Annotated in this window: 24 protein-coding genes and 1 pseudogene; 9 read left to right on the top strand and 16 right to left on the bottom strand. The window is 64.9% G+C overall.

Going from position 1 to position 25,161, the window contains the following annotated elements; translation table 11 throughout:
- Positions 1-10: 10 nt before the first annotated feature.
- Both MRBLMU1_RS13000 and MRBLMU1_RS12995 read left to right on the top strand, forming a co-directional pair.
- Entirely contained in the window at positions 11-775 is a 765-nt protein-coding gene (locus tag MRBLMU1_RS13000) for an SDR family oxidoreductase (protein ID WP_315211907.1), read from the top strand.
- A gap of 11 nt (positions 776-786) precedes the next feature.
- Positions 787-1,191, top strand: coding sequence for a limonene-1,2-epoxide hydrolase family protein (locus MRBLMU1_RS12995; protein ID WP_363501925.1), 405 nt, complete (start codon positions 787-789; stop codon positions 1,189-1,191).
- A gap of 12 nt (positions 1,192-1,203) precedes the next feature.
- On the opposite strand, the gene MRBLMU1_RS12990 is transcribed toward MRBLMU1_RS12995, so the two are convergent.
- A complete protein-coding gene (locus MRBLMU1_RS12990; protein ID WP_363501923.1) occupies positions 1,204-2,223 on the bottom strand; it encodes a zinc-dependent alcohol dehydrogenase family protein in 1,020 nt (339 codons plus the stop codon).
- A 151-nt stretch (positions 2,224-2,374) separates the two neighbouring features.
- On the opposite strand from MRBLMU1_RS12990, the gene MRBLMU1_RS12985 reads away from it, so the two are divergent.
- Positions 2,375-3,289 (top strand): LysR family transcriptional regulator, encoded by a 915-nt coding sequence (locus tag MRBLMU1_RS12985; RefSeq protein WP_363501921.1) that lies wholly within the window; start codon positions 2,375-2,377, stop codon positions 3,287-3,289.
- Between the two features lie 9 nt (positions 3,290-3,298).
- Here the strand turns inward: MRBLMU1_RS12985 and paoC are convergent, their stop codons facing one another.
- From paoC to MRBLMU1_RS12960, 5 genes are read right to left on the bottom strand one after another with little or no spacing between them, the layout of a single operon-like run.
- Positions 3,299-5,488, bottom strand: coding sequence for an aldehyde oxidoreductase molybdenum-binding subunit PaoC (gene paoC, locus MRBLMU1_RS12980; protein WP_363501919.1), 2,190 nt, complete (start codon positions 5,486-5,488; stop codon positions 3,299-3,301).
- Between the two features lie 4 nt (positions 5,489-5,492).
- Entirely contained in the window at positions 5,493-6,446 is a 954-nt protein-coding gene (locus MRBLMU1_RS12975) for an FAD binding domain-containing protein (RefSeq protein WP_363501917.1), read from the bottom strand.
- Positions 6,443-7,084: an aldehyde dehydrogenase iron-sulfur subunit PaoA gene (paoA, locus tag MRBLMU1_RS12970; protein ID WP_363501915.1), complete on the bottom strand. Its 642-nt coding sequence runs from the start codon at positions 7,082-7,084 to the stop codon at positions 6,443-6,445. The genes MRBLMU1_RS12975 and paoA overlap by 4 nt, the downstream gene beginning before the upstream one ends.
- 56 nt (positions 7,085-7,140) lie before the next feature.
- Positions 7,141-7,515 carry a cyclophilin-like fold protein gene (locus MRBLMU1_RS12965; RefSeq protein WP_363501913.1) on the bottom strand — a complete coding sequence of 125 codons (375 nt, stop codon included), beginning with the start codon at positions 7,513-7,515 and terminating at the stop codon, positions 7,141-7,143.
- A 50-nt stretch (positions 7,516-7,565) separates the two neighbouring features.
- Complete coding sequence (locus tag MRBLMU1_RS12960; protein ID WP_363501911.1) at positions 7,566-8,765, bottom strand: MFS transporter; 1,200 nt, start codon at positions 8,763-8,765, stop codon at positions 7,566-7,568.
- Between the two features lie 165 nt (positions 8,766-8,930).
- On the opposite strand from MRBLMU1_RS12960, the gene MRBLMU1_RS12955 reads away from it, so the two are divergent.
- The gene (locus MRBLMU1_RS12955; RefSeq protein ID WP_363501909.1) at positions 8,931-9,824 is read left to right on the top strand and encodes a LysR family transcriptional regulator; all 894 of its coding nucleotides are present in this window, start codon (positions 8,931-8,933) and stop codon (positions 9,822-9,824) included.
- A 159-nt stretch (positions 9,825-9,983) separates the two neighbouring features.
- Here the strand turns inward: MRBLMU1_RS12955 and MRBLMU1_RS12950 are convergent, their stop codons facing one another.
- Positions 9,984-10,163 (bottom strand): hypothetical protein, encoded by a 180-nt coding sequence (locus MRBLMU1_RS12950; protein ID WP_363501907.1) that lies wholly within the window; start codon positions 10,161-10,163, stop codon positions 9,984-9,986.
- Positions 10,164-10,331: 168 nt separating this feature from the next.
- Between MRBLMU1_RS12950 and MRBLMU1_RS12945 the strand changes: the two are divergent.
- Positions 10,332-10,442, top strand: a pseudogene (locus MRBLMU1_RS12945) (LysR family transcriptional regulator); the annotation flags it as partial.
- A 16-nt stretch (positions 10,443-10,458) separates the two neighbouring features.
- Here the strand turns inward: MRBLMU1_RS12945 and MRBLMU1_RS12940 are convergent.
- Together MRBLMU1_RS12940 and MRBLMU1_RS12935 are read right to left on the bottom strand one after the other, a co-directional pair.
- The gene (locus MRBLMU1_RS12940) at positions 10,459-11,559 is read right to left on the bottom strand and encodes an NADH:flavin oxidoreductase/NADH oxidase (RefSeq protein ID WP_363501905.1); all 1,101 of its coding nucleotides are present in this window, start codon (positions 11,557-11,559) and stop codon (positions 10,459-10,461) included.
- Between the two features lie 176 nt (positions 11,560-11,735).
- Positions 11,736-12,503, bottom strand: coding sequence for a PEP-CTERM sorting domain-containing protein (locus MRBLMU1_RS12935; protein ID WP_363501903.1), 768 nt, complete (start codon positions 12,501-12,503; stop codon positions 11,736-11,738).
- Between the two features lie 518 nt (positions 12,504-13,021).
- On the opposite strand from MRBLMU1_RS12935, the gene MRBLMU1_RS12930 reads away from it, so the two are divergent.
- Positions 13,022-13,771, top strand: a complete 750-nt coding sequence (locus MRBLMU1_RS12930; protein ID WP_363501901.1) for an SDR family oxidoreductase — start codon at positions 13,022-13,024, stop codon at positions 13,769-13,771.
- Here MRBLMU1_RS12930 and MRBLMU1_RS12925 read toward each other — a convergent pair.
- A complete protein-coding gene (locus MRBLMU1_RS12925) occupies positions 13,768-14,655 on the bottom strand; it encodes a LysR family transcriptional regulator (RefSeq protein ID WP_363501899.1) in 888 nt (295 codons plus the stop codon). The two genes, MRBLMU1_RS12930 and MRBLMU1_RS12925, sit on opposite strands and share 4 nt — an antisense overlap.
- A gap of 119 nt (positions 14,656-14,774) precedes the next feature.
- Between MRBLMU1_RS12925 and MRBLMU1_RS12920 the strand changes: the two genes are divergently transcribed.
- Complete coding sequence (locus tag MRBLMU1_RS12920; protein ID WP_363501897.1) at positions 14,775-15,599, top strand: pirin family protein; 825 nt, start codon at positions 14,775-14,777, stop codon at positions 15,597-15,599.
- Between the two features lie 50 nt (positions 15,600-15,649).
- Positions 15,650-16,069: a DoxX family protein gene (locus MRBLMU1_RS12915; RefSeq protein ID WP_363501895.1), complete on the top strand. Its 420-nt coding sequence runs from the start codon at positions 15,650-15,652 to the stop codon at positions 16,067-16,069.
- Here MRBLMU1_RS12915 and MRBLMU1_RS12910 read toward each other — a convergent pair.
- A complete protein-coding gene (locus MRBLMU1_RS12910; protein WP_363501893.1) occupies positions 16,066-16,860 on the bottom strand; it encodes an isocitrate lyase/PEP mutase family protein in 795 nt (264 codons plus the stop codon). The two genes, MRBLMU1_RS12915 and MRBLMU1_RS12910, sit on opposite strands and share 4 nt — an antisense overlap.
- Before the next feature lie 10 nt (positions 16,861-16,870).
- Entirely contained in the window at positions 16,871-19,255 is a 2,385-nt protein-coding gene (locus tag MRBLMU1_RS12905; RefSeq protein ID WP_363501891.1) for a DNA polymerase II, read from the bottom strand.
- Positions 19,256-19,384: 129 nt separating this feature from the next.
- Here MRBLMU1_RS12905 and MRBLMU1_RS12900 point away from each other — a divergent pair, with 129 nt between their 5' ends.
- Positions 19,385-20,803 carry a GAD-like domain-containing protein gene (locus MRBLMU1_RS12900; RefSeq protein WP_363501889.1) on the top strand — a complete coding sequence of 473 codons (1,419 nt, stop codon included), beginning with the start codon at positions 19,385-19,387 and terminating at the stop codon, positions 20,801-20,803.
- 27 nt (positions 20,804-20,830) lie between these two features.
- On the opposite strand, the gene MRBLMU1_RS12895 is transcribed toward MRBLMU1_RS12900, so the two are convergent.
- The 4 genes from MRBLMU1_RS12895 to MRBLMU1_RS12880 are packed head-to-tail and all read right to left on the bottom strand — an operon-like array spanning position 20,831 to position 25,088.
- The gene (locus tag MRBLMU1_RS12895; RefSeq protein ID WP_363501887.1) at positions 20,831-21,535 is read right to left on the bottom strand and encodes a histidine phosphatase family protein; all 705 of its coding nucleotides are present in this window, start codon (positions 21,533-21,535) and stop codon (positions 20,831-20,833) included.
- A gap of 31 nt (positions 21,536-21,566) precedes the next feature.
- Positions 21,567-22,184: a PqiC family protein gene (locus MRBLMU1_RS12890; RefSeq protein ID WP_363501885.1), complete on the bottom strand. Its 618-nt coding sequence runs from the start codon at positions 22,182-22,184 to the stop codon at positions 21,567-21,569.
- Between the two features lie 5 nt (positions 22,185-22,189).
- Positions 22,190-23,821, bottom strand: a complete 1,632-nt coding sequence (locus tag MRBLMU1_RS12885; protein ID WP_363501883.1) for an intermembrane transport protein PqiB — start codon at positions 23,819-23,821, stop codon at positions 22,190-22,192.
- A complete protein-coding gene (locus MRBLMU1_RS12880; protein WP_363501881.1) occupies positions 23,814-25,088 on the bottom strand; it encodes a paraquat-inducible protein A in 1,275 nt (424 codons plus the stop codon). Before MRBLMU1_RS12880 ends, MRBLMU1_RS12885 begins: the two co-directional genes overlap by 8 nt.
- Between the last annotated feature and the right edge of the window lie 73 nt (positions 25,089-25,161).

Raw genomic sequence — 25,161 nt, 5'->3', positions numbered from 1 at the left:
GGAAAACCACATGAACACCACCAACTCGAATCTCCCGCTGCAAGGCAAAGTCGCCATCGTCACCGGCGGTTCGCGCGGCATCGGCGCGGCCATCGTCAGGCGCCTGGCCCGCGACGGCGCCAAGGTCGCCTTCAGCTACGCGGCCTCGCCGGACCGCGCCAACCAGGTGGTGGGCGACATCGAGGCGCTCGGCGGCCAGGCGCTGGCGATCCGCGCCGACCAGGCCAGGGCCGATGAAGTCGCGGCGATGGTAAAACAGGCGCACGCCCATTTCGGCCGCCTCGACATTCTGGTCAATTCGGCCGGCGTGTTCGTCACCGGCAAGGTGGACGATCCGGAAGCCGACCTGGCCGGCTTCGAGCGCCAGATCGCCGTCAACGTCAAAGGCGTGGCCGCCGCCGTGCGCGCCGCCGCGCCGTTGATGGCCGATGGCGGCCGCGTGGTATCGATCGGCACCACGGGCGCCGACCGCATCGCCTTCCCCGGCGTGGCGGACTATGTCGCCTCGAAGGCGGCGGTGGCGGCCTACACCCGGGGCTGGGCCCGCGACCTCGGTTCGCGCAACATCACCGTCAACGTGATCCAGCCCGGCGCCATCGACACCGAGATGAATCCGGACAGCGGCGCCTTCGCCGAGACGCTGAAATCCATGGCAGCGCTGGGCCGCTACGGCCGGCCGGAGGAAATCGCCGCCGCCGTCGCCTTCCTGGCCGGCCCCGATGCCGGCTACATCACCGGCGCCACCCTGAACGTCGACGGCGGCCAGATCGCCTAAGGAGAGAGAACATGAACACCAACCCAACCGACAGCCCGGTGCGGATCGCCGAAACCTTCTTCGCGCACTGGAGCGCCAACCGCGTGGACGAGGCGCTGGCCATGTTGTCCGAGGACGTCCTGTACGACAACGTGCCCTTCCCCGACATCGTCGGCCGCGCCGGCGTCGAAGCGTTCCATCGCGGCTTCGGCATCGGCACCGACTTCCTGGTCGACTGGCGGGTGACGCATATCGCGGCGGCCGGCAACGTCGTCCTCAACGAGCGGATCGACATCTTCCGCCACAAGAACGGCGGCACAATCACGCTGCCCGTCATGGGCACGGTCACCGTCGAAAACGGCGAGATCACCGTCTGGCGCGACTACTTCGATCCGGCCGATTTCGACCGCCAGCTCAAGCAGGCGGCCGGCGCCTGATTCGGCGCCGGGTCAATGCTTGATCACGACCTTGCCGAACACGCTGCGCGTCAGCAGCCGCCCGTAGGCGTTTTTGGCATCGTCGAAATCCCAGCTGCTATCGATCGACGGGCGGATCGCGTGCCGCACGACGAAGCGCGCCAGATCGCCCAGATCCTCGCGGCTGCCGATGGCGACCGGCTGGTAGCGCGCCTGGCTCATAAACATGGACAGGAAGTCCACGCCGCCCTCCATGCCGGCCAGGATGCCGACCATCGACACCTGCCCGCCCGCCGCGATCGCCCTCACCGACCGGGCGAACGTGCCCGGTCCGCCCACTTCGATGATGCGGTCGGCGCCCCGGCCGCCGGTCAGGTCGCGCACCCGTTGCGCCCAATCGTGCTCGGTCTTGTAGTTGATGGTGTCGTCCGCGCCCATCGCCTTCAGCCGCACGGCCTTGTCGTCGCTGGAGGTGGTGGCGATCACGCGCGCGCCCATCGCCTTGGCCAGCTGCAGGGCGAACAAGGACACGCCACCGGTGCCTTGCGTGACCACGGTCTCGCCGGGACGCACACCCTTCAAGGCCGTCCACGCCGTCACGCCGGCGCAAGGCAGGGTCGCCGCTTCTTCAAAGCCCAGGCTATCGGGGAAGCGGATCAGCGTTTCAGCCGGCACCACGCGGTAGTCGCTCAGCCAACCTTCCAGCTCGGCCGAGTAGCCGGCGTAGTGGCCGACGAACGGTCCCTCTAACCACTCGGGGAAGAAAGCGTTGGCGACGCGGTCGCCGACATTGAGCGTCGTGACGCCGGCGCCGACGGCGGCGATCTCGCCCGCCGCGTCGGACACCGGAATGCGCCCCGGCGGCACCGGCACGATGTAGTTGCCGTCCAGGATGGCGAGGTCGCGGAAGTTCAGCGACGTGGCGCGCACGCGCACCAGCACTTCGCCAGGGCCGGCGGTGGGGATAGGCGCGACGCCGGCCACCAGGCCGTCGACGCCGACGCGGATTTTCTCGATACGGTAGACGCGCGAATCGCTGCTTGCTGAAGTCATGATGGTTCCTTGATCGGTGTGGAAAAATCGTAGTCTCACCGATACGGACGGCCACTACAATCCGGTCACGGGCGATCAAGCTGTGTAGAAAAACTAAACAATCACCCGATCCGATGTTGACATCCGTCCCATACGCCAGCATGCTGCGCAGATGAACTACACAATTGGACGCAATGATCTGGACGGAGTGGTGGTGTTTCTGGCGGTCGCGGAGGAAGGCGGTTTCCGTGCCGCCGCGCGGCGCCTGGGCGTCACGCCATCTGCCGTCAGCCAGGCGATCCGGGTTTTTGAGGACCGGATAGGCGTGGCGCTGCTGGTGCGCACGACCCGCAGCGTCGCCTTGACCGAGGCCGGCGAGCGGCTGCTGATGCAGGTGCGGCCGGCCGCGCAACAGCTGCTGCAAGGGATAGAATCGGCGCGCAGCCTGGGGAGTTCAGTCACCGGTGTGCTGCGCATCAGCGTGCCCAGGCCGAGCGTGCCGATGCTGACCGAGCGTTACGTGGCGGGCTTTTTGGCCGCCCATCCCGGGCTGCGGCTGGAGTTGATCGGCGACGACCGGCTGGTCGACATCGTCGCCGAGGGCTGTGACGCCGGCGTGCGTCCGCGCTCGTTCGTACAGGCGGACATGGTCGCCGTGCCGCTCAACGGCGAGGAACCAAACGTGGTAGTCGGCGCGCCGTCGCTGCTGGCGCGCTACGGCCGTCCTTCACTGCCGCACGACATCGGCCGCATGCCGTGCATCGTCTTCCGCCAGGCCGACATGCTGCTGGACGAATGGACGTTCGACGTCGCCGGCGAGCGCCGCGTGGTCTCCATACGCGGCCCGCTGATACTGGACGACGTGGTCGCCTGCATCCACGCCGCCGAGCAGGGAGTTGGCCTATTCAGGCTGCCACGCTCCCTTGTCGCGCGCAATATTCACGCGGGTACGCTGGAGGTGGTGCTGGCGGATCTGGCGGTGGCGTTTCCCGGCCTGGCGCTGTATTACCCCAACCGCCGCACCGTCACGCCCAAGCTGCGCGCGTTCATCGATTACATCCGCGCCCAAGGATCCGAGGCGGGATGACGTGGGGATTTACACCGGCGGCAGGCCTGGAAGAAGCTTGTCCAGCGTGACCGGATAATCCCTCACCCTCACGCCGGTGGCGTTGTAGACGGCGTTGGCGATCGCCGCGCCGACGCCGCACAGACCCAGTTCGCCGATCCCCTTGGCCTTCATCGGCGACGACAGCGGGTCGGTCTCGTCGAGGAAGATCACCTCCTGCTTGGGGATGTCGGCATGCACCGGCACCTCGTAGCCGGCCAGGTCGTGGTTGACGAAGAAGCCGGCGCGCTTGTCGACCACCAGCTCCTCCATCAGGGCGGAACCCACGCCCATCGTCATCGCGCCGATCACCTGGCTGCGCGCGGTCTTCGGATTGAGGATGCGGCCCGCAGCGCACACGGCCAGCATGCGCCGCACGCGGACCTCGCCGGTGGCGGCGTCGACGCCCACCTCGACGAAATGCGCGCCGAACGTCGATTGCTGGAATTTCTTATCCAGGTCGCCGTACTCCATGCTGTCCTCGGCGACGATCTCGCCACTTTCCGCCGCCCGCCCCAGCTGCGCGGTGCGCGCGCCGACCCGCACCTGGCCGTCGGCGAACAGCGCCTCGCCGGCGCCCAGGCCGAGGCGCAGGACCACCGCCTCGCGCAGCTTGACGCAGGCCGCGTAGACGCCGGCGGTCGAGCAGTTGGCCCCGAACTGGCCGCCGGAACCCGACGACACCGGGAACGCCGAGTCGCCCAGGCGCACGCTCACCTTGTCCATGCCGACGCCCAGCATCTCCGCCGCCGTCTGGGCGATGATGGTGTAGCTGCCGGTGCCGATGTCGGTCATGTCGGTTTCCACCGTCACCCGGCCGTCGCGGTCGAGCCGCACGCGCGCGCCCGACTTCAGCAACAGATTGTTGCGGAAGGCGGCCGCCACGCCCATGCCGACCAGCCAGCGGCCGTCGCGCGTCTTGCCCGGCTGCGCCTGGCGGTTCTTCCAGCCGAACCGCTCGGCGCCGGTGCGCAGGCATTCGATCAGGCTGCGCTGCGAAAAGTGGCGGTCCTTCTTTTCCGGATCGACCTTGGTGTCGTTGATGATGCGGAAACGCACCGGATCGATTTTGAGCTTCTCGGACATTTCATCCATCGCGATCTCCAGCGCCATCAGGCCCGGCGCCTCGCCCGGCGCGCGCATGGCGTTGGCTTCGGGCAGATCGAGCAACGCCATGCGCGTGGCCATCAAGCGGTTGGCGCCGGCGTACAGCAGGCGGGTTTGCTGGACCGCGTCCTCCGGGCTGCCGCCGGGCAGGTTGCCGGTCCACGTCTCGTGGGCGATCGCGGTGATGGCGCCGTCGCGCGTGGCGCCGATGCGGATGCGCTGGATCGTCGAGGCCCGGTGCGTGGTGTTGTTGGCGATGAACGGGCGGCTCAACGCCACCTTGACCGGCCGCTTGGCGGCCCGCGCGCCCAGCGCGGCCAGCACGGCGTCCGAACGCAGGAACAACTTGCCGCCGAAACCTCCGCCGATGAACGGCGACACCAGTCGCACCTTCTCCTTGGGTATGCCCAAGGTGGTGGCCAGGTCGGTGCGGGTCCAGTCGATCATCTGGTTCGAGGTCCACACGGTGAGCTGGTCGCCCTTCCACGCCGCGATCGACGCGTACGGCTCCATCATCGCGTGCGTGTGCCCGGGCGTGGTGTACTCGGCGTCCAGCCGAACCGGCGCATCGGCGTAAACGCCGGCGAAATCTCCGATGGCCGGCGGGGCGTCCTTGGGCAAGGTGGCCGTCGACATCACGGCGGCCAGGTCGTATTTTCCCTTTTCTTCCGCGTACCTGACCTTGACCAACTGCGCGGCCGAGCGGGCCTGCTCGAAGCTCTCGGCCACCACCAGCCCGATGGCCTGGTGATAGTGTTCGATGTCCGGCCCGGCGAGCAGCTTGGCGGTGTTGAAATTGCCCTTGCCCAGCTTGCCCGCCGATTCGGCGGTGACGATGGCGATCACGCCGGGCGCGCGGCGCGCCTCGGCCAGGTCCATCGATTCGATGCGGCCCTTGGCGATGGCCGCGCCGATAACGCAGCCATAGGCGGCGTCGGGCGCGGCCTTGTGCTGCTCGTACGCGTAGGTGGCCGCGCCGGTAGTCTTGAGCGCGCCGTCGATGCGGTTGAGCGGACGGCCGACGACCTTGAGCTGGTCGATCGGATTGTTGGTGGCGGCTTTATCGAATTTCATGGCATTACCCTTTCTTCGCGTCGGCCAGCATGGCGGCGAGCGTGCGTTGCACCAGCGGGATCTTGAAGGCGTTTTCGTCGGTCGTGCGCGCGCCTTGCAGCAGGCGCTCGGCGACGGCGCCGGCGCCGCGCGGCAGCAAGCGGTCGGCCTCCTCCACCCGCCACGGCTTGTGGGCCACGCCGCCGACTGCCACCCGCCCGCTGCCGTCGCGCTGGACCACCAGCGCCACCGACACCAGCGCGAACGCGTACGAGGCGCGGTCGCGCACCTTGTGGTACAGGTGCTGGCCGCCGAGCGGCTTGGGCAGGGTGACGGCGGTGATCAACTCACCCGGCAGCAGCGCCGTCTCGATGTGCGGCGTGGCGCCGGGCAGGCGATGGAAGTCGGCGATCGGAATCGTGCGCGCGGCGCCGTCCGGCCGCACCGTCTCGACCTGCGCGTCGAGCAGGCGCATGGCGATGGCCATGTCGCTTGGATGGGTGGCGATGCAGGTGTCGCTGGCGCCGATGACGGCGTGCGAACGGCTAAAACCGCCGATGGCGGAACACCCGCTGCCCGGCCGGCGCTTGTTGCATGCCTGGTTGGTGTCGTAAAAATAGGGACAGCGGGTGCGCTGCAGCAGGTTGCCGGCGGTGGTGGCCTTGTTGCGCAGCTGCGCCGAGGCGCCCGCCAGCAAGGCGCGCGACAGCACGCCGTAGTCGCGCCGCACCGTCGCATCGGCCGCCAGCTCGGTGTTGCGCACCAGCGCGCCGATGCGCAGGCCGCCGTCGGCGGTCGGCTCGATCCGGTCCAGACCCAGGCCGTTGACATCGACCAGATGCGCCGGCGTTTCGATCTCGAGCTTCATCAGGTCGAGCAGATTGGTGCCGCCGGCGATGAAGCGGGCGCCTGGAACCGTGGCCGCCGCGACGGCCGCCTCCACCGGCGAGCCGGCGCGCTGATAAGTGAAGACCTTCATGCCGCACCTCCCACTTCGACGATGGCGTCGAGGATGTTGGCGTAGGCGCCGCAGCGGCAGATGTTGCCGCTCATGCGCTCGCGGATTTCGTCGGCGCTGAGCAGCGGACGCACCGTCAGCGACGGGCTGGCATGGCTCGGGATGCCCTGCTTGATTTCATCGAGCACCGCGATGGCCGAACAGATTTGTCCCGGCGTGCAGTAGCCGCATTGGTAGCCATCGTGCTTGATGAACGCCGCCTGCATCGGATGCAGCTTGTCCTGTTGGCCCACGCCTTCGATGGTGGTGACCTGCGCGCCCTCGTGCATCACCGCCAGGGTGAGACAGGAGTTGATGCGGCGGCCGTCGACCATCACCGTGCAGGCGCCGCACTGACCGTGGTCGCAGCCCTTCTTGGTGCCGGTCAGGTGCAGGTGTTCGCGCAAGGCGTCGAGCAAGGTGGTGCGCGTGTCCAGGTGCAGCGTGTGCGGCTTGTCGTTGACGCGCAAGGACACCTTGGTGATGAAGGGCGCGTTGCTGAAATCCGTGGCCACGCGCTCCTGGGCATGCGCCAGGGGCACGGCCACCGCCGTCGCCGACATCGCGCCGGCGATGAGCAACTCGCGCCGGGTTATCTTGATCTCGCTGGAATTGTCCATGGGGTTCCGATCTGTGTTTGTTCAGGTGAAAAAGCGTGGGGAAATACGGGTCGGGGCTATTCGGCCAGCTCGATCTTTACTTTGATGTCGCCTGCGCGCTTGAACGCGGCCAGGCCGGTGTCGATGCGTCCCAGCGGGATCAGTCCCGGCGAGTAGGCGAAATCCTTGTAGTAGAAGGCCAGGTTGCCCCACGGCGCGTAGTAGGCTATGGTTCCCACCGTCGGCGTGGCGCCGGCGGGCGCGCCGGCAGTGGACAGCTTGCGATCGAGATAGACGATTTTCTCGGTGCCGGCATAGTCGCCGAGCGTCAGCGTGAGCGGCAACCTGGAGACGAAGTCGCGCGTGGTCGGGTTGTCCACCAGGGTCGCGGCGATGACCTGCCCGTCCACGGTCATCCGGATTTGTTGGGCGTGCGCGGAAGCGGCCGCCATGAGGGACATCGTCGTGGTCATCGAACAAAAAAGTAGAGTGTATCGTCGCATCACGCCGCCCCTCGCGGTTTGAGCCGGGCGCCATCGCCGACGACGATCGAAGAAATCCCGAGCATGAGCGCGCCGCCGATCAAGGTGGCCGTGATCGACAAGTGGTCCAGCAGCACGCCGCCCAGCGCGGCGCCGAGCATGATGGCCAGCTGGATCGCCGCCACCAGCAGCCCTCCTCCGCTCTCCGGCTCGTCGGCGATGCCTTTGCTCAGCCACGTCGACCACGCCACCGGAATCGCCGCGTTCAGCGCGCCCCAGGCGACGAGCGCGAGCGCCACCGCCCAGAACACATGGCCGACGGCCAGCAACGCCAGGGTGACAGCGCCCAGCGCCAGCGGCAGCCAGCGCAACAAGCCATACAAATGGCTGCCCAGCATGACCGTCGCGGCGTAGGTGCCGAGAAAACCGGCCGCCCCCAGGCCCAGCAGCAGCATCGACAACTGCGGCACCGTCACCCCGGTGTAGGTCTCCAGGAAGGGCCGCAGGTAGGTGAACGTGGCGAACGCGCCGGCGAACGACAGCATCACCCCGGCCATGCCGAACGCCACATTCGGGCGCTTCAGCAACCCGAGGACCTTGCCGACCGGATTGGCCGCCTGCGGCGGCATGGACGGCAGGCTGATCCACTGCCACACCAGGTTGGCGACGACGAACGGCGCCAGCGCCCAGAACGTGCCGCGCCAGCCGATGATGGCGCCGAAGTAGCTGCCGATGGGCGCGGCGAACGCCGCCGCCACGGCATTACCCGTGTACATCAAGCCGAGTGCCTTGGGAATTGACTCGGCTGGAACCAGACGCATCACCGTCGCCGTGGCCAGGGCCCAGAATCCGCCGACGGTGACGCCCAACAGCGAGCGCGCCACCATCAGCACGGCGAAATTCGGCGCGCAGGCGATCAGCACCAGCGAGGCGAGCATCACGCCGGTCAGCGCCATGAGCACGTGGCGGCGGTCGAAGTGGCTGGCGATGGCCGGAATCAACAGGCTGGTCACCACGGCGAACAGGCCCGAGATGGAGATCGCCTGGCCGGCCATGCCCTGCGTGGCGCCCAGGTCGCTGGCGATGGGCGTCAGCAGGCTGACGGGCATGAACTCGGAGGCGATCAGCAGCGCCACGCACATCGCCATCGCGCCGACCGCGCTCCAGGCGGGCTGGCCGGTGAAAGATTGCTTCGGTAGGGAGTTGCTCACGATTTCCATTGTTCCTAGTCCTTCCAATTCCAATCGGGCATGGTAGCGGCATCGGGAGGCCCGCGCGCCATGCGGATTTGCTAGGGTTTATGCAGGAAAATCATCAATCGCGCCCCTCCGGGCGAAGCGGCTCAACTGCTAGAATGCAAGATCACCCCACCCGGAAGCGCCCAAATGGCCCGCGAAAACATCAACGACATCCTTGTGTTCCTCGAGGTGGCGCGCGAGCGCAGCTTCACGCGCGCGGCCGCCAAACTGGGCATGTCGCAGTCGGGGCTGAGCCACATCGTGCGCGGACTGGAGGCGCGCATGGGCGTGCAACTGCTGGCGCGCACCACCCGCAGCGTCGCCCCGACCGAGGCCGGGGAGCGGCTGATGGAGACCGTGGCGCCGCGCTTCGCCGAGATCGAGGCGGAGATCGCCGCCATCAGCGACCTCGGTGGCAGTCCGGCGGGCCTGATCCGCATCACCGCCATCGACCACGTCATCGACAGCGTGCTGTGGCCGCGCGTGGCGCACCTGCTGCCGCAATACCCCGATCTGCGCATCGAGATCAACTCCGACTACCGGATGCACGACATCGTGGCCGAGCGCTTCGACATCGGCGTGCGCTGGGGCGACCAGGTCGAGCAGGACATGATCGCCGTGCGCCTGACGGCCGACGCGCCGATGGCGATCGTCGGCTCGCCGGACTACTTCAAACGGCGCGGCACACCGACATCGCCGCAGGAACTGTTACAGCACAACTGCATCACCTTGCGCCTGTCCTCCAACGGCGGCGTGTACGCGTGGGAGCTGTGTGAAGGCGACCAGCCGATCGAAGTGAAGGTCGGCGGCCAGGCCACCTTCAACAGCGCCTATCAAATGCTGAACGCGGCGGTGAGCGGTGTCGGCCTGGCGTTTGTGACGGCGGAATTCGCCGAGCCATACGTCCGGGACGGGCGGCTGGTCAGCGTGATGAAGGAGTGGTGCCGCCCGTTCCCGGGATTGCACGCCTACTATCTGTCGAGGCGCCATCCATCGCGCGCCTTCACCTTGGTCATCGACGCGCTGCGCTACCAGGGCTAAGTAAACAACGGACCACGCATTGGCGGATTACGCTACGCTAATCCGCCCTACGTGGATCCTCCACTATTCAGCTGCCAAGACCCGACCACGGAGACACGTAGGGCGGATTAGGCGGAACGCCGTAATCGGCCATGTTCGCGCCGTCGGCGGCGCCCTATTTCAAGTGCAGCGTGAAGAAATTGGCCAGCTTATTGAATGGAATGAGCCTGGTCCGGTCATACAAGTCCACGTGTCCCGCGCGCCAGCGCCGCCGGTCAGCTTCACCATATTGCGGCGGCTAAGATCGAGGCCTTCGTTTTCTTCGGTTCCGTGGTCAATCGGGATGTCGATATCGTTCATGTCGTGCTCCTGTTTGAGTAATCGTCGATGACTCGACTGTAGTCTCAACCAGGGCCGGGAAGTAGACCGCGAACCCGAATGCCGTTATGCACGGCGCGCATGAATCGACCGGAGGTTAATCCAGTGGCAAATCCGCTTCGGGATAGCGGTTCGGGAAAAGCATGCCGAGTGCATCCACCGATCAACGCGGTCCACTACCGCAACACCACGCTGTCGTCACGCATCACGTCCTTCGTCGATTATCCGAAGCGCGCCCTGGGCGACAGCGGCTTCGCGTAAATCGGCGTGGAATAAATCACTTCCCGGTCGCGAACAGGTTCTTGTACGCCGCCGGCTGCGAACGCCAATACTGCTTGGGCGCCTTGACCTGCGCGCCGAGCGCGGCCGCCGCGTGCCACGGCCAGCGCGGGTCGTACAGGATGCCGCGCGCCAGCGCCACCAGATCGGCGCTGCCATCGCGGATCGCCGTCTCGGCCTGTTCCGGCGTGGTGATCATGCCGACGCCGATGACCGGCACCTCGACCTGGCGCTTGATCTCCTGCGCGAACGGCAGTTGGTAGCCCGGTCCCACGTCGATCTTCTGCTGCGCCGACAACCCGCCGCTCGACACGTGCACATAGGCGCTGCCGCGCGCGGCCAGCGCCTTGGAGAACGCCACGCTTTGGGCCAGGTCCCAGCCGCCCTCGACCCAGTCGGTGGCAGAGATGCGCACGCCGACCGGCTTGTCCGCCGGGAAGGCGGCGCGCACCGCGTCGAACACCTCCAGCGGGAAGCGCATGCGGTTCTCCAGCGAGCCGCCGTATTGGTCGGTGCGCTGATTGGACAGCGGCGACAGGAACTGGTGCAGCAGATAACCGTGCGCGCCGTGCACCTCGACCATGTCCAACCCCAGCCGGGCCGCGCGGCGCGCGGTTTGCGCGAACGCCTCGCGCACGCGCGCCAGGCCGGCGTCGTCCAGCGCGGTCGGTGGACGGTCCGTGGCCGCGTACGGCATCGCCGACGGCGCCTCGGTGGTCCACCCACCCGCGTCCGGCGCCAATTGCGCGCCGCCGTCCCATGGCGCGGCGCAAGAAGCCTTGCGTCCGGCATGCCCGAGCTGGATGCCGATCGGCATGTCCGAGTGCTTGCGGACCGCGTCGAGCACGCGGGCCAGCGCTTGCTCGTTGTCGTCGGAATACAAACCCAGGTCGGCCGGGGAGATACGCGCCTCGGGCGAGACAGCGGTGGCCTCGAGGATCAGCAGGCCGGCGCCGGACAGCGCCAGATTTCCCAGGTGAATTAGATGCCAGTCCGTGGCGCTGCCCTGCTCGGCCGAATACTGGCACATCGGCGCGATGACGATGCGGTTGGCCAGCTCCAGCGGCCCGATCTTAAAGGAGGAAAAGAGTTTGCTCACGCCGTGCCCTTCGGTAGTAGAGGATCCAGCGATTATGTCATGACTGAAAATTTCATCTGTCACGGATGGCGTGCAGCGACGCGCCTGAACGATGTTTGTAGCATCGTGCAATCGGAAAGCGGGGCCCCACTCTCCGATCCGATCAGTGTTTTAGCCGCCTGGAACGGCGACCGGGCTTAGGCCAATGTCGCCGACGAGGCCGCGCGCGACTTGCGCCGCTTCATCCAGCCCACCATGCCCAGGCCGCCGAGCAGCATGGCGTAGGTCGAGGGCTCCGGCACGGCGCTGACGGAGATGTTGTCGACGGCTACATCAAAGTCCGTGAAACCGTACATATAGCCGGGGACGTAGGTGGTGAACACCAGTTCGTCAATGCTGGACAGCACGTCGGCGAAGCTGCGGCCTGGTGGCAGGCCGGGGCCGGCGGCGTCATCGGAAGAACCGTAACCGCCCCAGCCGGTCGGCAGAGCGGTCGAAGTCGTATCACCGATAGTTACAGACAGATGCTGCCAGCCTTTGGTGTAGTCGATCGTGCCCAGATCGTACCAAACGCTGGTGTATGGCATGCCCTGCGGGGTGTTGCCGTAGTCGCGCAGTTCGACGACCATGTGGCGCGAAACTTCCTGCCCGAAGTAGCGGATCGAATTGGCCACGACGTCCAGGCCGATGGTGACGCTACCAAGCTTGCCGTAATCGCCCAGGTAGGATTGGTTGGTGCTGTTGCTGAAGCTGATACCGAAGTTCTCCATCACGGTGTGCAAGGCCGGCGCCCCGTTTCCCAGGTTGGGGTCGATGCCGGAACCGCCCACGCCATCCGCCGGCTGCATGCCTTCCCACCCTTGCGCACCGCTGGAAAAATCGACGAACGAGGAGCCCGGCGCGGCCATCGCCAAGCCGCCGGCCAGCGACAACGTCAAAGCCATCATTGCTTTATTCAAAGTCATGAGTCTTCCTTTTTTATCAGACAGTTAGAGAGATAGCGCTAACACCACACCCGCTTTCCGGCGTCCGGCGTTTGGCCGGATACCGGGTTCGGAGCACATCAGAATTAATGTTTTCTTAAGCGGGTGTGAGGCCGATTCTGTGTCTGGCGACCTGAGCTGTCAAAGCTTGCATGAAACTATTTTGTAAGTGAAATGTAACCAAGTTTCTGTGGAAATATGTGATATTCCGACAAGAAACTGTAACAAAAAGTTTCAGAGGATGATTAAAAGTATCAACTTCCCTATGAGGAAGTATTTGCCTGGAAGAGCAAATTTGTCCGTTTGGAAAAAGTAAAAATCGCGCGTTTTGTCGCTAACCGTGTGTGGTTGTGAATGTTTCTATTTCGCTACAAGCGGGTTTGAGGCATCGCGTGACTGTTTTGGAGGATTAGGCAAGGTAGACAGACGATCCGATATTTTCGCGACGCCTCTATTTGCCCATACTGGCTCCATCGCATTTCAACCACAAGGAGCAGAAAATGAACAACGCAATCAACAACGCATCGAACAAAGTCGTCCTGATCACCGGCGCCAGCAGCGGCATCGGCGAAGCCACCGCCAAACATCTGGCGGCCCAGGGCATGCATGTGGTGCTGGGCGCGCGCCGCACCGACCGCCTGGAGGCGCTGGCCGTCGAGATCGGCTCGGCCGGCGGCTCGGCCAGCGTGTACGCGCTTGACGTGACCAGCCAGGAAAGCATGCAGCGCTTCGTCGACGCCGCCGTCGACCGCCATGGCCGTGTCGACGTGATCATCAACAACGCTGGCGTGATGCCGCTGTCGAAGCTGGAGGCGCTCAAGGTCGACGAGTGGAACCGGATGATCGACGTGAACATTCGCGGCGTTTTGCACGGCATCGCGGCCACCTTGCCGCTGATGCAGAAACAGCGCAGCGGCCAGATCATCAACCTGGCGTCGATCGGCGCCTACACGGTGAGCCCGACGGCGGCCGTCTACTGCGCCACCAAGTTCGCGGTGGCGGCGATATCGGAGGGCCTGCGGCAGGAGGTGGGCGGCGACATCCGCGTGACGGTGGTGTCGCCGGGCGTGGTGGAGTCCGAACTGGCCGATTCGATTTCCGACGCGGGCGGCCGCGAGGAGATGCGCGCCTTCCGCCAGATCTCGATCAAGCCGGAGGCGATCGCCCGCGCGATCCAGTTCGCCATCGACCAGCCGGCCGACGTGGACGTGAGCGAGATCATCGTGCGGCCGACGGCCAGCATGTTCTAAAGTTTGAGCTGGTTGACGAACCACCTGCCGGCGGGGCCGGGCGGGAACTCCTTCATGTGCAGCGCGTGCATGGAGAAGCCCGCCCCGATGCCGGGCTGGCCCTCCAGCCGTATCTCGACCAGCTTGCCGTCACGCAGTTCGTCTTCCACCATGTGCAGCGGCATATAGCCCCAGCCGAGACCCGCCCTCAGGAAGGCGTGCTTGGCGCCCAGGTCGCCGAGGCGCCAGGTCGTCGACGACATCACACCGAAGTTGCGTCCCGCCGTCAGGCTGGAGCGGTCCGTCAGCACCAGTTGCACGTGTTCGGCGGCGACCGCGCGCGATATCGGCCCCGTCAACGCCGCCAACGGATGGCTGGGCGCGACCACGCCCACCGCAGCCACACTGAGCAGAAATTCCGATGCGCAGCCATCCGGGATATCCGGCAAGCTACCGATGACCGCCACCCGGCAGTTGCCGTCCAGCAGAGGCTGCAGCACGGCGCCCAACGCCTCCACATACAGCCGCAACGGCGTGCCGGGAAAGGCTTGGTGAAACGCCTGCACGGCGGCCGTCAGCGTCGCTATCGGAAACATCACATCCACCGCCACCACTAGCTCCGGCTCCAGCCCTTCGGCGAGGGTGCGCGCCCTGGCCTTGAACGCGTCCATGCTATCGACCGCCTGCCGGGCCTGGGACAGCAGCGCCCTGCCCGCCTCCGTCAATTGCGGATAGCGGCCGGTGCGCTCGAACAACGGGAAGCCGACCTGCTGCTCCAGATTGGCAAGGGTGGTGCTGACCACCGACTGCGCGCGGCGCAGCTTGCGGCCGGCGGCCGAAAAACTCCCCTCCTCCGCCGCGGCGATAAAGGTGCGCAACTGGTCCAGCGACATCGCATCAAGCATGCATCTACTCCGTGGATACTATATATCTAATTATATAGGCTTCTCAGATGGATCGACGATATCTATGATTCATCCCATGCACTGACAAACATGTGCCCGCCAATACAAGGAGCCGTAACATGAACCAGCCTACACAACGCAATCTGATCCACCGCACCGCCGGCCACAGCCGTGGCGGAATCACCCGCCTGGTCAGCCCCGGCGACGTCGGCCAGCTGATCAAGCCTTTCGTCTTCCTCGACCTGTTCCATATGGAAGCGACGAGCGGCCACATGATGGGGATGCACCCGCACTCGGGCATCGCCACCGTCACCGTGGTCATGAATGGCGCCGTGCAGTACCGCGAGACCACCGGTAGCGAAGGCCAACTGGCCGCCGGCGGTGTCGAATGGATGAACGCCGGCGGTGGCGTCTGGCACGACGGCGGCCCCGTCGCGGGTGGCAGCGTGACCGGCTTCCAGCTGTGGCTCGCACTGCCGGCCGAAGACGAAAACGGCCCGGCGCACAGCCAGTATCTGGCGGCTGAACAAGTGCAAAGCGTGGGGCCGGCGCGGGTGATCATCGGCAGCTACGCCGGCGCGGTCAGCGCCATCCGGCCGCGCGCCTCGATCAATTATCTGCATGTGAAATTGGGCGACGGCGAGCGCTGGACCTACACGCCGCCCGCCGGCCATGACGTGGCCTGGGTATCGGTCGCCAGCGGCGCGCTGCGCACCGGCCGCACCACGATCGGCAAGGAGGTCGCGGTGTTCGCCGAAGGGAACGAGGCTATCGATTTCGTCGCCGAAGGCGCCACCGAATTCGTCCTCGGCTCGGCCGTGAAGCACCCGTACGACTTGGTGACCGGCTACTACTCGGTGCACACCAGCCAGGCCGCGCTGGTCAAGGGCGAACGCGAAATTGAACGTATCGGCGCGCAGTTGCGCTCCGCGAAATTGATGTAAGCAGTGCTGTACAAACGACCCACTTAAATTAAACCTCGAAAGGAAACACCATGAACACCATCAATCCAAACACCTCTGTCATCCCTGTCATCGGCCGCGTGCTGCTGGCGGCGATCTTTATCATCAGCGGCATCGGTAAATTGGCCGCACCCGCCGCGACGATGGGCTATATCGCCTCGACCGGTTTGCCGTTCGCGCCGCTGGCGTTGGCGATCGCCATCGGGGTGGAGCTGGGCGGCGGCTTGCTGCTGGTTTTAGGTGTGAAAACGCGCCTTGTGGCGGCGGGGCTGGCGGTGTTCTCGATCGTCACCGGCCTGGCCTTCCACAACGCGGTGGGCGACCAGAATCAGATGATCCATCTGCTGAAGAACTTCGCGATGGCCGGTGGTTTGCTGCAAGTGGTGGCGTTCGGCGCCGGCGCGTATAGCTTCGATAACCGGGCAAAGGCGCCAGTCCCGGCAACGCGCTAAGCTTTAGTAAATAACGCCTGCAACTCACCATACGGCATCGCCTTGTCCATCAACGGACCGGCGCTGCCGGTGGCCAGGAAACCCGTCGCCATATCGGCGGCAACGGCCCACAAAGCCTGCGGTATGCCGGAACCGGCGCTCAAACGACGCACGCCCAGCTTGTACAATTCATCGGCGGACGGCACGCCCGGCCAGTCCATCACATTCACCGGCAAGCCGGCGCCGGCGACGACGGCCTTGATCTCATCGATCTTGCAAATACCCGGCACGAACAAACCATCCGCTCCAGCAGCCTTATAGATCGCGGCGCGCTTCAACACCTCCGCCACGCGTTCGCCTTCCGGCGCCAGGCCCCTCAGATAAACATCGGTGCGGGTATTGATGAAGAGTTCCTTGCCCGATGCGGCAACCGCCTTCTTGATCGCGGCAATCTTCGCGGCCAGCGCCTCCGGCGTGCCCCCGCCATCCTCCAGATTGATCCCCGCCACGCCCGCGTCGACCAGCTTCATCGCATTTTGCGCGACGACGTCCGCATCGTCCGAGTACCCGTTTTCCAGATCGACCGACAGCGGCACCGTCAGCACGCGCGCCATGTTGATGGCGACGGCGATGGCCACATCGGCCGGCATGTTGTCGCCATCGGCGTAGCCGGCGGCCCAGGCCACGCCGGCGCTGGTGGTCGCGATGGCCGGCGCGCCAAGGCTCTCGAACAAACGCGCGCTGCCCGCATCCCATGCATTGGGCAGGTGCAGCAGCTTGCTGCCGTCGTGCAGTTTCTTGAAATCGTTCATGGTCGCTCCCTTAAAAAAGACTGGCTTGTGAGGTGGTCAGGCTGGAAAAACTGTCCTTCATCGGCAGCAGGATCGAATCGGCGATCGGCTGCAATTGCTTGGTCAAATAATGGTCGTAATCGATATTCGAACGCATCGCCTCCAGCGGCTCCGGGCCGCCGGTGGTCATCACGTAGCTGATCCAGCCGCCGTTCTGATAACGCAGCGGACGTTGATGCGACTGGTTGTATTCATCGGCCAGACGCGCGGCGCGCACTTGCGGCGGCACGTTGACCTTGTACTCGTCCAACCGGTGGCGCAACCGCTTGCGGTAAACCAGCAGCTCGTCGAAATCGCCCGACAGCGTCTTGCGCGCGTAGTCGCGCACGAAGTCCTGGTACGGTTCGTCCTTGAAAATGCGCATGAACAGCCCTTTCTGGAACTGCTGGGCCAATGGCGTCCAATCGCTGCGCGCCACTTCCAGGCCGCGATAAATCACCTCTTCCTCGCCCTTGGCGTTGACGGTCAGGCCGGCGTAGCGCTTTTTGCTGCCCGTTTCCGTGCCGCGTATCGTCGGCATGAAGAACTTCTGGAAGTGGGTGTCGAACTCGATCTCGAGATGGCATTCCAGGCCGTGCTTGTCCCTCAACATCGAGCGCCACCATGCGTTGATCTTGTTCGCCAGTTGCAGGCCGATGTCCAGCGCGTCGGCGTTCTTGTATTCCTTTTTGAGCCAGATGAAGATCGAATCGGTGTCGCCGTAGATGACGTCATAACCCTCCGCCTCGACCAGCTCGCGGGTCTGCTTCATCATCTGGTGCCCGCGCAGGGTGACCGAAGAGACCAGGCGCGGATTGAAGAAACGGCATTCCGTCGCGCCCAGCACGCCGCAGAAGGAATTCATCAACAGCTTCAGCGCCTGCGACAGCGGCTCGTTTTTCGTTCGTTTGGCGGCGTCGCGCTGCTTCCAGATCTGCGTGGTGATCTCGGGCAGGCAGTGCTTCTCGCGCGAGAACACTGTGCCGTTGACGCCCTCCACGATCGTCGCCGGATCTGCGGCGATCTCGCCCTCGATCAGGCCGACCGGATCGACCAGGAAGGTGCGGATGATCGACGGGTACAGGCTTTTGTAGTCCAGCACCACCACCGAGTCGTACAGCCCGGGTTTGGAATCCATGACGAAGCCGCCCGGCGACGCGCCGCCGGAGATGTCGCCCACGTTCGGCGCCACATAGCCTTCGCGGTGCATGCGCGGCAGATAGTGGTGGCCGAAGGCAGCGATCGAACCGCCCAGATGGTCGGCCTGCAAACCGGTCACCGTCGCGCGCTCGATCATGAAGGCCAGCAGGTTGGCCTTGTCGAAGATGCGCGTGACCAGCTCGCAGTCCTTCAGGTTGTAATGGGCCAGCGCCGGCTTGTCCTCCTGGAAGCGGCGCTCGATTTCCGCCATCTTGTCGTAGACGTCGCCGATGTCCTTGCCCTCGCCCAGCATGGCCTGCGAGACGTTCTCCAGGCTAAACGACGGGAACATCCACGACGCCGCCTTGAGCGCGTCGATGCCATCGAGGACGACGCGGCCGACCACCGGCGCGAACATGTATCCCTGCTTGCCTGGATGCTCGCGCCATTCGATGGTCTTGCCCTCGCGGCCCAAGGCCAGCGCGATTTTGTGCTTGTCGGCGTTCTTCTGCAACACGCGCAGGTCGAACTGCACCACGTTCCAGCCCACCAGCACATCGGGATCGTGGCGCGCCATCCAGGCGTTAAGCCTTTCGATCAGCTGGCGCGGCGTGGCGCAGTATTCCAGGTCGAAGTCGATCCCGCCCGGCGCCTCGGCGGGAGGCGCGCCAAGCATGTACACCTGGCGCTGGCCGCAGCCTTCGAGCGCGATCGAATACAAATCCTCGTAGGCGCTGGTTTCGATATCGAGCGACACCATCTTGAGTTTGGGACGGTAGTCGGGGGCGGGTTTGAGTTTGCAGTCGCGGATGGTCATGCCGTCGACGCGGCCACCCTCCACCTGCACCCCGGCGGTGATGAAGCGCTCCATCAGATAGCGCTCCGGGGGACGGATATCGGCCTCGTACATCTTGATGCCGTGGTCGCGCAACGTGCGCTCCAGCGCCGTCAGCTGTTTGTAGCGGGACGAATAAACGCCGACGACCGGTTCCTGCTCGAAGGTCTTGAGCTTAAGCTCGCGCAGCTCGATGCCGTCCGACTTGTCCAGCAGCGCCTCGATGGCCGAGCGCTCCCGCGCCTCGGCGAAGGCCACCGAGGTTTGCATCGTCAGGCGGATTTTCCTGGGGCCGTCATCGGTCGCCAGCCAAAACTCGATCTCCGTCCCATTGGGCGCGTCGCGCCAATGGCGGGTCAGGATAAATCCTTGCTGTGAAGGTGGATCTGCGGGAGTAAGCATAACTTAATTATACTGTATGCTCATACAGCCCACGGCAAATCCAAACGGCAGCCCGGCGCGTGCAAGCGTGTGGCCTTTTTATGGCTATTCAGGCAAGATGGCGGGCATCGCCCCTCCGAGGAACGTCCCGTGTCCACACCCATCGCATTGCAGGCGTTCGTCGACGCCAATCTCCCTTACACCGCAAACCGTCCTGCCGATCCGGCCTTGATCAAGCGCTATGAAAATCTGCTTCCGGCGGCCTTGCTGGAACTGTGGCGTGTGCATGGCCTGGGCTATTACGGCGAACGGGCACTGTGGCTGCTGAACCCCGACACCTGGCAGGCGACGTTCGATCTTTGGATAGATCCCGGGCAGGACGAGACAAGGCGTATTCCGGTGCTGATGACGCCTTTCGGCACGCTGCTTTACTACCGCAAGCTGACCGATACCGACGAGGATATTTCAGCCCTCGACGTGTTCGAGCGGGACGCCACTGTCTTGAGCTGGGATTTCGTGGAGTGCTTTAACGAGCAATTCACCAATGAAGAGTGGCTCGACGACCTGATACCCATCGAGCCGCTCCAGCACGCGGCGGAAACCGCCGGCACGCTGGAAGCCGGCCTGGTGTATCAACTGGATCAGTCGCTAAGCGGCATACTGACGCGTTACACTAGGGTGGATGCGCTGGTGATGTATCGCGAACTATTCGAGTCGATGCAGGCGGAAGCGGACTTCGACTATCCGTCGCCGGGCACGTTGGGAGAAGCCTTGCCTAAGGCGTTCAGCGACGAGATCCAGGCGCTCGAACGTGCCATCGCGGGCGCCCGGCCCGGCGCGGTGACGGGCTTCTACTTCAACGCCTACCTTTGCAGCTATCAGGTGTTGGTCCTTGCGCCCGATGGCAAGTGCGCGTTGATCTGCTGGACCACCCACCCGCGCGACCAGCAATCGACACCGCCACGGTTGTACAACGGTACCTACAGCAGGCAATTGTCCGATGACGGAGACCCGCTCATCGCTGTCGATATCGACAAGGACGAGGACAGCCACCGGGACGTGGCCTCGGACCAGATGTTCTATCTCTGCGGAGGCGAATATCCGATGCTGATTCGCGTGGAAGACCTGACCGACGTCGCCGACTCCCTCGATTGGAATGACATGGTGGAAGGTTCCGCCTACCCGCTGCGCAAAGTGGGCATGGATTATTGGATACCCCAGGATGACGAAGACCGCCCCACCCCGGCCCGCGAGGAACTGCCGATGGCGCTGCGCGGCTTGCTGCGGGACGAGCCGCTCAAGCTGGTCATCACCCACGTCGAAGAGCCGGACGAGGATGCGGGCGAAGTCATTGTGCGGGCACGCATCGAGGCCAACACCGGCCGGCCGCCGAACGGGAACATGCCGATGTGCTCACCGGCGGGCTCGGACAAAAGTTTGCATGGCAACGTCTGGGACGAAGACGAGACGGGCGTGCGCCTTTGTATGAGTCTGCCGCTCGACGAGGACAGCGGCCGGCCGGCGCCGGGCGACGTGCTGGTCTCGCGAAAGCAAAGTCCAGCCGACTGACTGTCGACCGGCGTCGTGGCATTGACGTCAGCGATAGGTAACCATGTTGGCCTGGTCCGGTTGCTCCAGGTGCGAATAATTGTTCAGATAACTCAGACCGAATTCTCCCGGACGATGCAGCAGCCGGGTGACGGCGCAATTGGCCAGCTTCCACGTCATCTCCATCACCTGAAAATCCTGGAACCCCAACACATGCTGCATCACCGTCGCGATCACGCCGCTGGAGGTAAAAACGATGGTGGTCCGCTTACTGTCCGGCTGATCGAGGCGCTCGAGCGCGGACACCACACGCCGGCGGAAATCCGGCCAGGCTTCGGCGTATTGGTCGTCGTGCCAACCAGTCATCCAGCGCTGCATGGCGCCCCGGAACAGCTGCTCCGCCGCGCGCTGCGGGTCGGCTGAACGGGACAGCAGCTCCTGGAAAGTGACGGGATCGGCAAACTCAGGGCAGTGCCGCAGCATCACCTCGTGATGATCGAATTCGGCGAAGCCCGCGTCGGTCAGACAATCCGCCCCTTCAAGTTGCGCACTGGCGATCTGCGCCAGGCAGGCGTCGGCGGTCTGTTGGTGCCGCGCCATGCCGCCGGTGATCATCCGGTGGAACGGCTGCCCGCCTTTGGCGAACCACTTCCCCAGCAGGCGCGCCTGCCCGTATCCCGTTTCCGACAGTTGATCGTAATTGGCGCTGCCGAAGGACGCTTGTCCGCTGCGCACCAGGTAAATTTGTCCCATATATTTTCAGATTCCCAGTTCAGGAGTGCGTTCAACAACCAGCGTTGCCGCCGGCGGCGAGCGCGCGCACGGCCTTGGAGATATCGGCGCCGATGCGAACGACGGCACGGCGGTGGCCCGCCACCAGCGCGTCGTTGCCGGCGCCGACTTCCTCGTTGGCGACGCTGCGGCAAGTAAGTACCTTGGTGCCGCCCACCAGCCGCACGCTCCACACCGCGTCGATCAGCGCGTACTTGCCGGGCGCCGATTCGAAGCGCTGCACGTTGGTGCTGATGCGGTAGACCGGCGCGCCGTCCGGCGACGGCGTGCGGAACACGTCGATGGTTCCCAGCTCGCCGGAAATGGCCAGCGACAACGCCTGGCCGATCTCCGCGGCCGGAGGCGAGGCCCAGCGGTCGTACTCCAGCAGATCGATGCTGCCGGCGCCCGTCGTGACCACCATCTGGTTGCGCGCTACCTGCTGCGGCACCGTCACCGCCGGCACTTCAATGTAGTAGCCGGCGGCCGGCGTATCGGCCTTCTGCGCCACGCCCATGCCGTTACTGAGGCTGTAGAAATGCTCGGGCGGCGTGCTGGCGCAGCCGGCCAGCGCAAGCGCGAGCGCAGCCGTCGATATCGCCAGCCCAGGGCGGGTACGTCGATTGGTCATTTGCGTCATTTCTTCTCTCCCAATTTATCCTGCTTGCTGCCTTTGCCCCGCAACAGCGATTCCGGATGGCGTTCCAGATAATCGGACAAGGCGTTCAGCGATTGCATCGTCTGCGTCAGCTGCTGCAAGGCCTCGCGCAAATCGGACTGCACCGGCGAATCCTTCTGCAGGATCTGGTCGGCGGTGGCGAAGGTCTTGCGCGCCGCGCCCAGCGTATCCTTCATCTCCGGCACCACCTGCGCATCGAGCTGCTTGAGCAGCACATTGGCGCTCTTCAGCGTATCGCGCAGATTGACGCCGATCTCGTCGAACGGCACCTTATCCAGCTTGCGCGCGATGCTGGCGAGCTGCGTCTGCAGTTCGTCCAGGCTGTTGGGCACCGTCGGCAGCTCCACCGTCTCCTTGCTCAGGTCAAGTTTGACCGGCGCCGCGTTCGGGAAGAAGTCCAGCGCCACGTACAGCTGGCCGGTCAGCAGATTGCCGGTGCGTAGCTGGCCGCGCAGGCCGCGCGCCACCATCCGCTCCAGCACCTGCGAGCCGGCGCTGTTGCGCTGGTCCTCGTCGACGGTCTTCTGGAAGGCGCGGCCCAGGCGTGCCGGATACATATCCACCGTCACCGGCATGCGGAACGACTTCTTGACCGGATCGAACTCCACGCCCACCGAGCGCACTTCGCCCAGCACGATGCCGCGGAAATCGACGCTGGCGCCCTGCGACAGGCCGCGCAGCGACTGGTCGAAATACAGCACCGTGGTGATCGGCGGGCCATCGGGCTCGCGCAGCGCGCTGGCCTGGTCGGCCGCCAACAGGAATTCGCTGCCGGTCGGCGCGGCGGTGGCGGGCTTCTGCCCGTTCATGCTCTCGAAGGCGATACCGCCGACCAGCAAGGCCGCCAGCGACTGCGTGTTGACCTTGAAACCGTTGGAATCGAGCCGCACGTCGACGCCGCTGGCATGCCACCAGCGCGTGCCCTTGCCGACATACTGGTCGTAGGGCGATTTGACGAACACCTTCATATTGATGCCGCGTCCCTTGGTCTCCAGATCGTAGGCGGCCACCTGTCCGACCGGGATGCGGCGATAGAAGATCGGCGAGCCGACGTCGATCGAACCGAGGGTCTCGCCGTGCAGCGTGAAATAGCTGCCCTTCTCGTCGAACGCCACCTGGGGCGCCTGCTCAAGGCCGGTGAATTCGCTCTTGGTCTCCTCCGACTTGCCGGCGTCGACGCCGATGTAGGAGCCAGACAGCAGGGTATTGAGCCCGGAGACGCCGCTGGCGCCGATGCGCGGGCGCACCACCCAGTAACGGGTGTCGATGGCGGTGAAACGCGACGCTTCCTTGCTCATGTCGATGGTGACCAGCACCTTGGACAGATCGCGCGACAGCGAAATCGAGCGCACCAGGCCGATGTCGACGTCCTTGAACTTGACCTTGGTCTTGCCGGGTTCCAGGCCGTCGCCACTGCGGAAGCTCACCGTCACCGTGGGGCCCCGGTCGATGAAGGACTTGACCACCAGGCCGGCGCCGATCAATGCCGCCAGCAGGGGAATCAGCCATACCAGAGAAGGCAGCCAGCGGCTGGCCTTCTCCACATGTGGCTCGTGCAGGGGCGGCTGGCCGCCTTCGTTTTCAGGCATGTTGTTCTCCATTTGAATCGGTTGCATCCCATATCAGGCGCGGGTCGAACTGCATCGACGCCAGCATCGTCAGCACCACCACCGCGCAAAACGCCATCGCGCCGGGTCCGGCCGTGATCACCGCCAGCGTCTGGAAGCGCACCAGCGCCACCGTCAGCGTGATGACAAAAATATCGAGCATCGACCAGCGGCCGACGAACTCCACGATCCGGTAGAGCACCGTGCGTTGCTGCGGGCGCCAGCGCGAGCGGGTCTGCGCCGTCAGCGCCAGCAACGACAGCGCCGCCAGCTTCAGCACCGGCACCACGATACTGGCGATGAAAATGATGATCGCCAACGCCTGCGAGCCGCTGTTCCAGAACAGCATAACGCCGCTGATGATCGTATCGTCCTCCTTGCCGAACAGCGAATCGGTGTACATCACCGGCAGCAGCATGGCCGGGATATACAAGATGGTGGCCGCCAGCAGAAAAGCCCAGGTGCGGCCGACGCTGTCGGGACGGCGCCGGTGCAGCGCCGCGCCGCAACGCTCGCAGCGCTGATGGCGCGCCGCGCGCGGCACCGACGCCACCAGTCCGCAGCTATGGCAGGCCTCGAGATGGGCGCCGCCGGGCACCGCCTTGTACTGGAACTGACGTTGCGACGCTCGTGGCCCGCCGGGGCCCGGGAGATGCTCGCCGATATTCCACAGGTGTTTGGGATCGAAGGAGACCACGATGGCCAGCATCAGGGTCAGCACGCCGAAGGCGAACAGGCCCGGTTGCAGCAAAACCTGCGCGAGAGAGGTCATCTTGACGATGGTGATCAGGATACCGATCATAAGCACCTCGGTCATGCCCCAACGCCGCGCCGCGCCGATGGCGCGCAGCAGATGATCGAAGCCGGGAGGGCGGCGGCCGGCGTGCAGCGACATCGTCACATAAAACAGCGCCCCCAGTTCCACCGCCGGCAGCAACATCGTAAAGAGGAACACCACCGCCGCCACCAGCTGCATCTGCTCATGCCAAAGCACGCGGATGGAGCCCAGCAAGGTCGCGCTGGTGCTATAGCCGCCGATTTGCAGCTCGACGATGGGGAAAAACTGCGCGATCAGGAAGGTGACGATGGCGCCCAGGGTGATGGCGGCCATGCGGTTGGGATCAGAATGGATCCCGCGATAGAGAACGGAGCCACAGCGCACGCAGCGCGCCTTCTCGCGCGGCCGTACGGGGCGGTACTGGTGCAGCACCCCGCAGTCATGGCAACTGATCAACTCGTATCGAAGCACAGGCTAGCCGTATGAACAATAATTTCCATATCATACGGCAATCTTGATTGCAGCAGCCGTGCGCTACACCACA

This window comes from Burkholderia sp. LMU1-1-1.1, assembly GCF_040675865.1.
Taxonomy (GTDB): domain Bacteria; phylum Pseudomonadota; class Gammaproteobacteria; order Burkholderiales; family Burkholderiaceae_D; genus Rugamonas.
This window is presented reverse-complemented; position numbering and strand designations above follow the sequence as displayed.

Coding starts and splice junctions, on each gene's coding strand:
- MRBLMU1_RS13000 (WP_315211907.1), top strand. CDS start 11: ATGAACACCACCAACTCGAATCTCCCGCTGCAAGGCAAAGTCGCCATC.
- MRBLMU1_RS12995 (WP_363501925.1), top strand. CDS start 787: ATGAACACCAACCCAACCGACAGCCCGGTGCGGATCGCCGAAACCTTC.
- MRBLMU1_RS12990 (WP_363501923.1), bottom strand. CDS start 2,223: ATGACTTCAGCAAGCAGCGATTCGCGCGTCTACCGTATCGAGAAAATC.
- MRBLMU1_RS12985 (WP_363501921.1), top strand. CDS start 2,375: ATGAACTACACAATTGGACGCAATGATCTGGACGGAGTGGTGGTGTTT.
- paoC (WP_363501919.1), bottom strand. CDS start 5,488: ATGAAATTCGATAAAGCCGCCACCAACAATCCGATCGACCAGCTCAAG.
- MRBLMU1_RS12975 (WP_363501917.1), bottom strand. CDS start 6,446: ATGAAGGTCTTCACTTATCAGCGCGCCGGCTCGCCGGTGGAGGCGGCC.
- paoA (WP_363501915.1), bottom strand. CDS start 7,084: ATGGACAATTCCAGCGAGATCAAGATAACCCGGCGCGAGTTGCTCATC.
- MRBLMU1_RS12965 (WP_363501913.1), bottom strand. CDS start 7,515: ATGGCGGCCGCTTCCGCGCACGCCCAACAAATCCGGATGACCGTGGAC.
- MRBLMU1_RS12960 (WP_363501911.1), bottom strand. CDS start 8,765: ATGGAAATCGTGAGCAACTCCCTACCGAAGCAATCTTTCACCGGCCAG.
- MRBLMU1_RS12955 (WP_363501909.1), top strand. CDS start 8,931: ATGGCCCGCGAAAACATCAACGACATCCTTGTGTTCCTCGAGGTGGCG.
- MRBLMU1_RS12950 (WP_363501907.1), bottom strand. CDS start 10,163: ATGAACGATATCGACATCCCGATTGACCACGGAACCGAAGAAAACGAA.
- MRBLMU1_RS12935 (WP_363501903.1), bottom strand. CDS start 12,503: ATGACTTTGAATAAAGCAATGATGGCTTTGACGTTGTCGCTGGCCGGC.
- MRBLMU1_RS12930 (WP_363501901.1), top strand. CDS start 13,022: ATGAACAACGCAATCAACAACGCATCGAACAAAGTCGTCCTGATCACC.
- MRBLMU1_RS12925 (WP_363501899.1), bottom strand. CDS start 14,655: ATGCTTGATGCGATGTCGCTGGACCAGTTGCGCACCTTTATCGCCGCG.
- MRBLMU1_RS12920 (WP_363501897.1), top strand. CDS start 14,775: ATGAACCAGCCTACACAACGCAATCTGATCCACCGCACCGCCGGCCAC.
- MRBLMU1_RS12915 (WP_363501895.1), top strand. CDS start 15,650: ATGAACACCATCAATCCAAACACCTCTGTCATCCCTGTCATCGGCCGC.
- MRBLMU1_RS12910 (WP_363501893.1), bottom strand. CDS start 16,860: ATGAACGATTTCAAGAAACTGCACGACGGCAGCAAGCTGCTGCACCTG.
- MRBLMU1_RS12905 (WP_363501891.1), bottom strand. CDS start 19,255: ATGCTTACTCCCGCAGATCCACCTTCACAGCAAGGATTTATCCTGACC.
- MRBLMU1_RS12895 (WP_363501887.1), bottom strand. CDS start 21,535: ATGGGACAAATTTACCTGGTGCGCAGCGGACAAGCGTCCTTCGGCAGC.
- MRBLMU1_RS12890 (WP_363501885.1), bottom strand. CDS start 22,184: ATGACCAATCGACGTACCCGCCCTGGGCTGGCGATATCGACGGCTGCG.
- MRBLMU1_RS12885 (WP_363501883.1), bottom strand. CDS start 23,821: ATGCCTGAAAACGAAGGCGGCCAGCCGCCCCTGCACGAGCCACATGTG.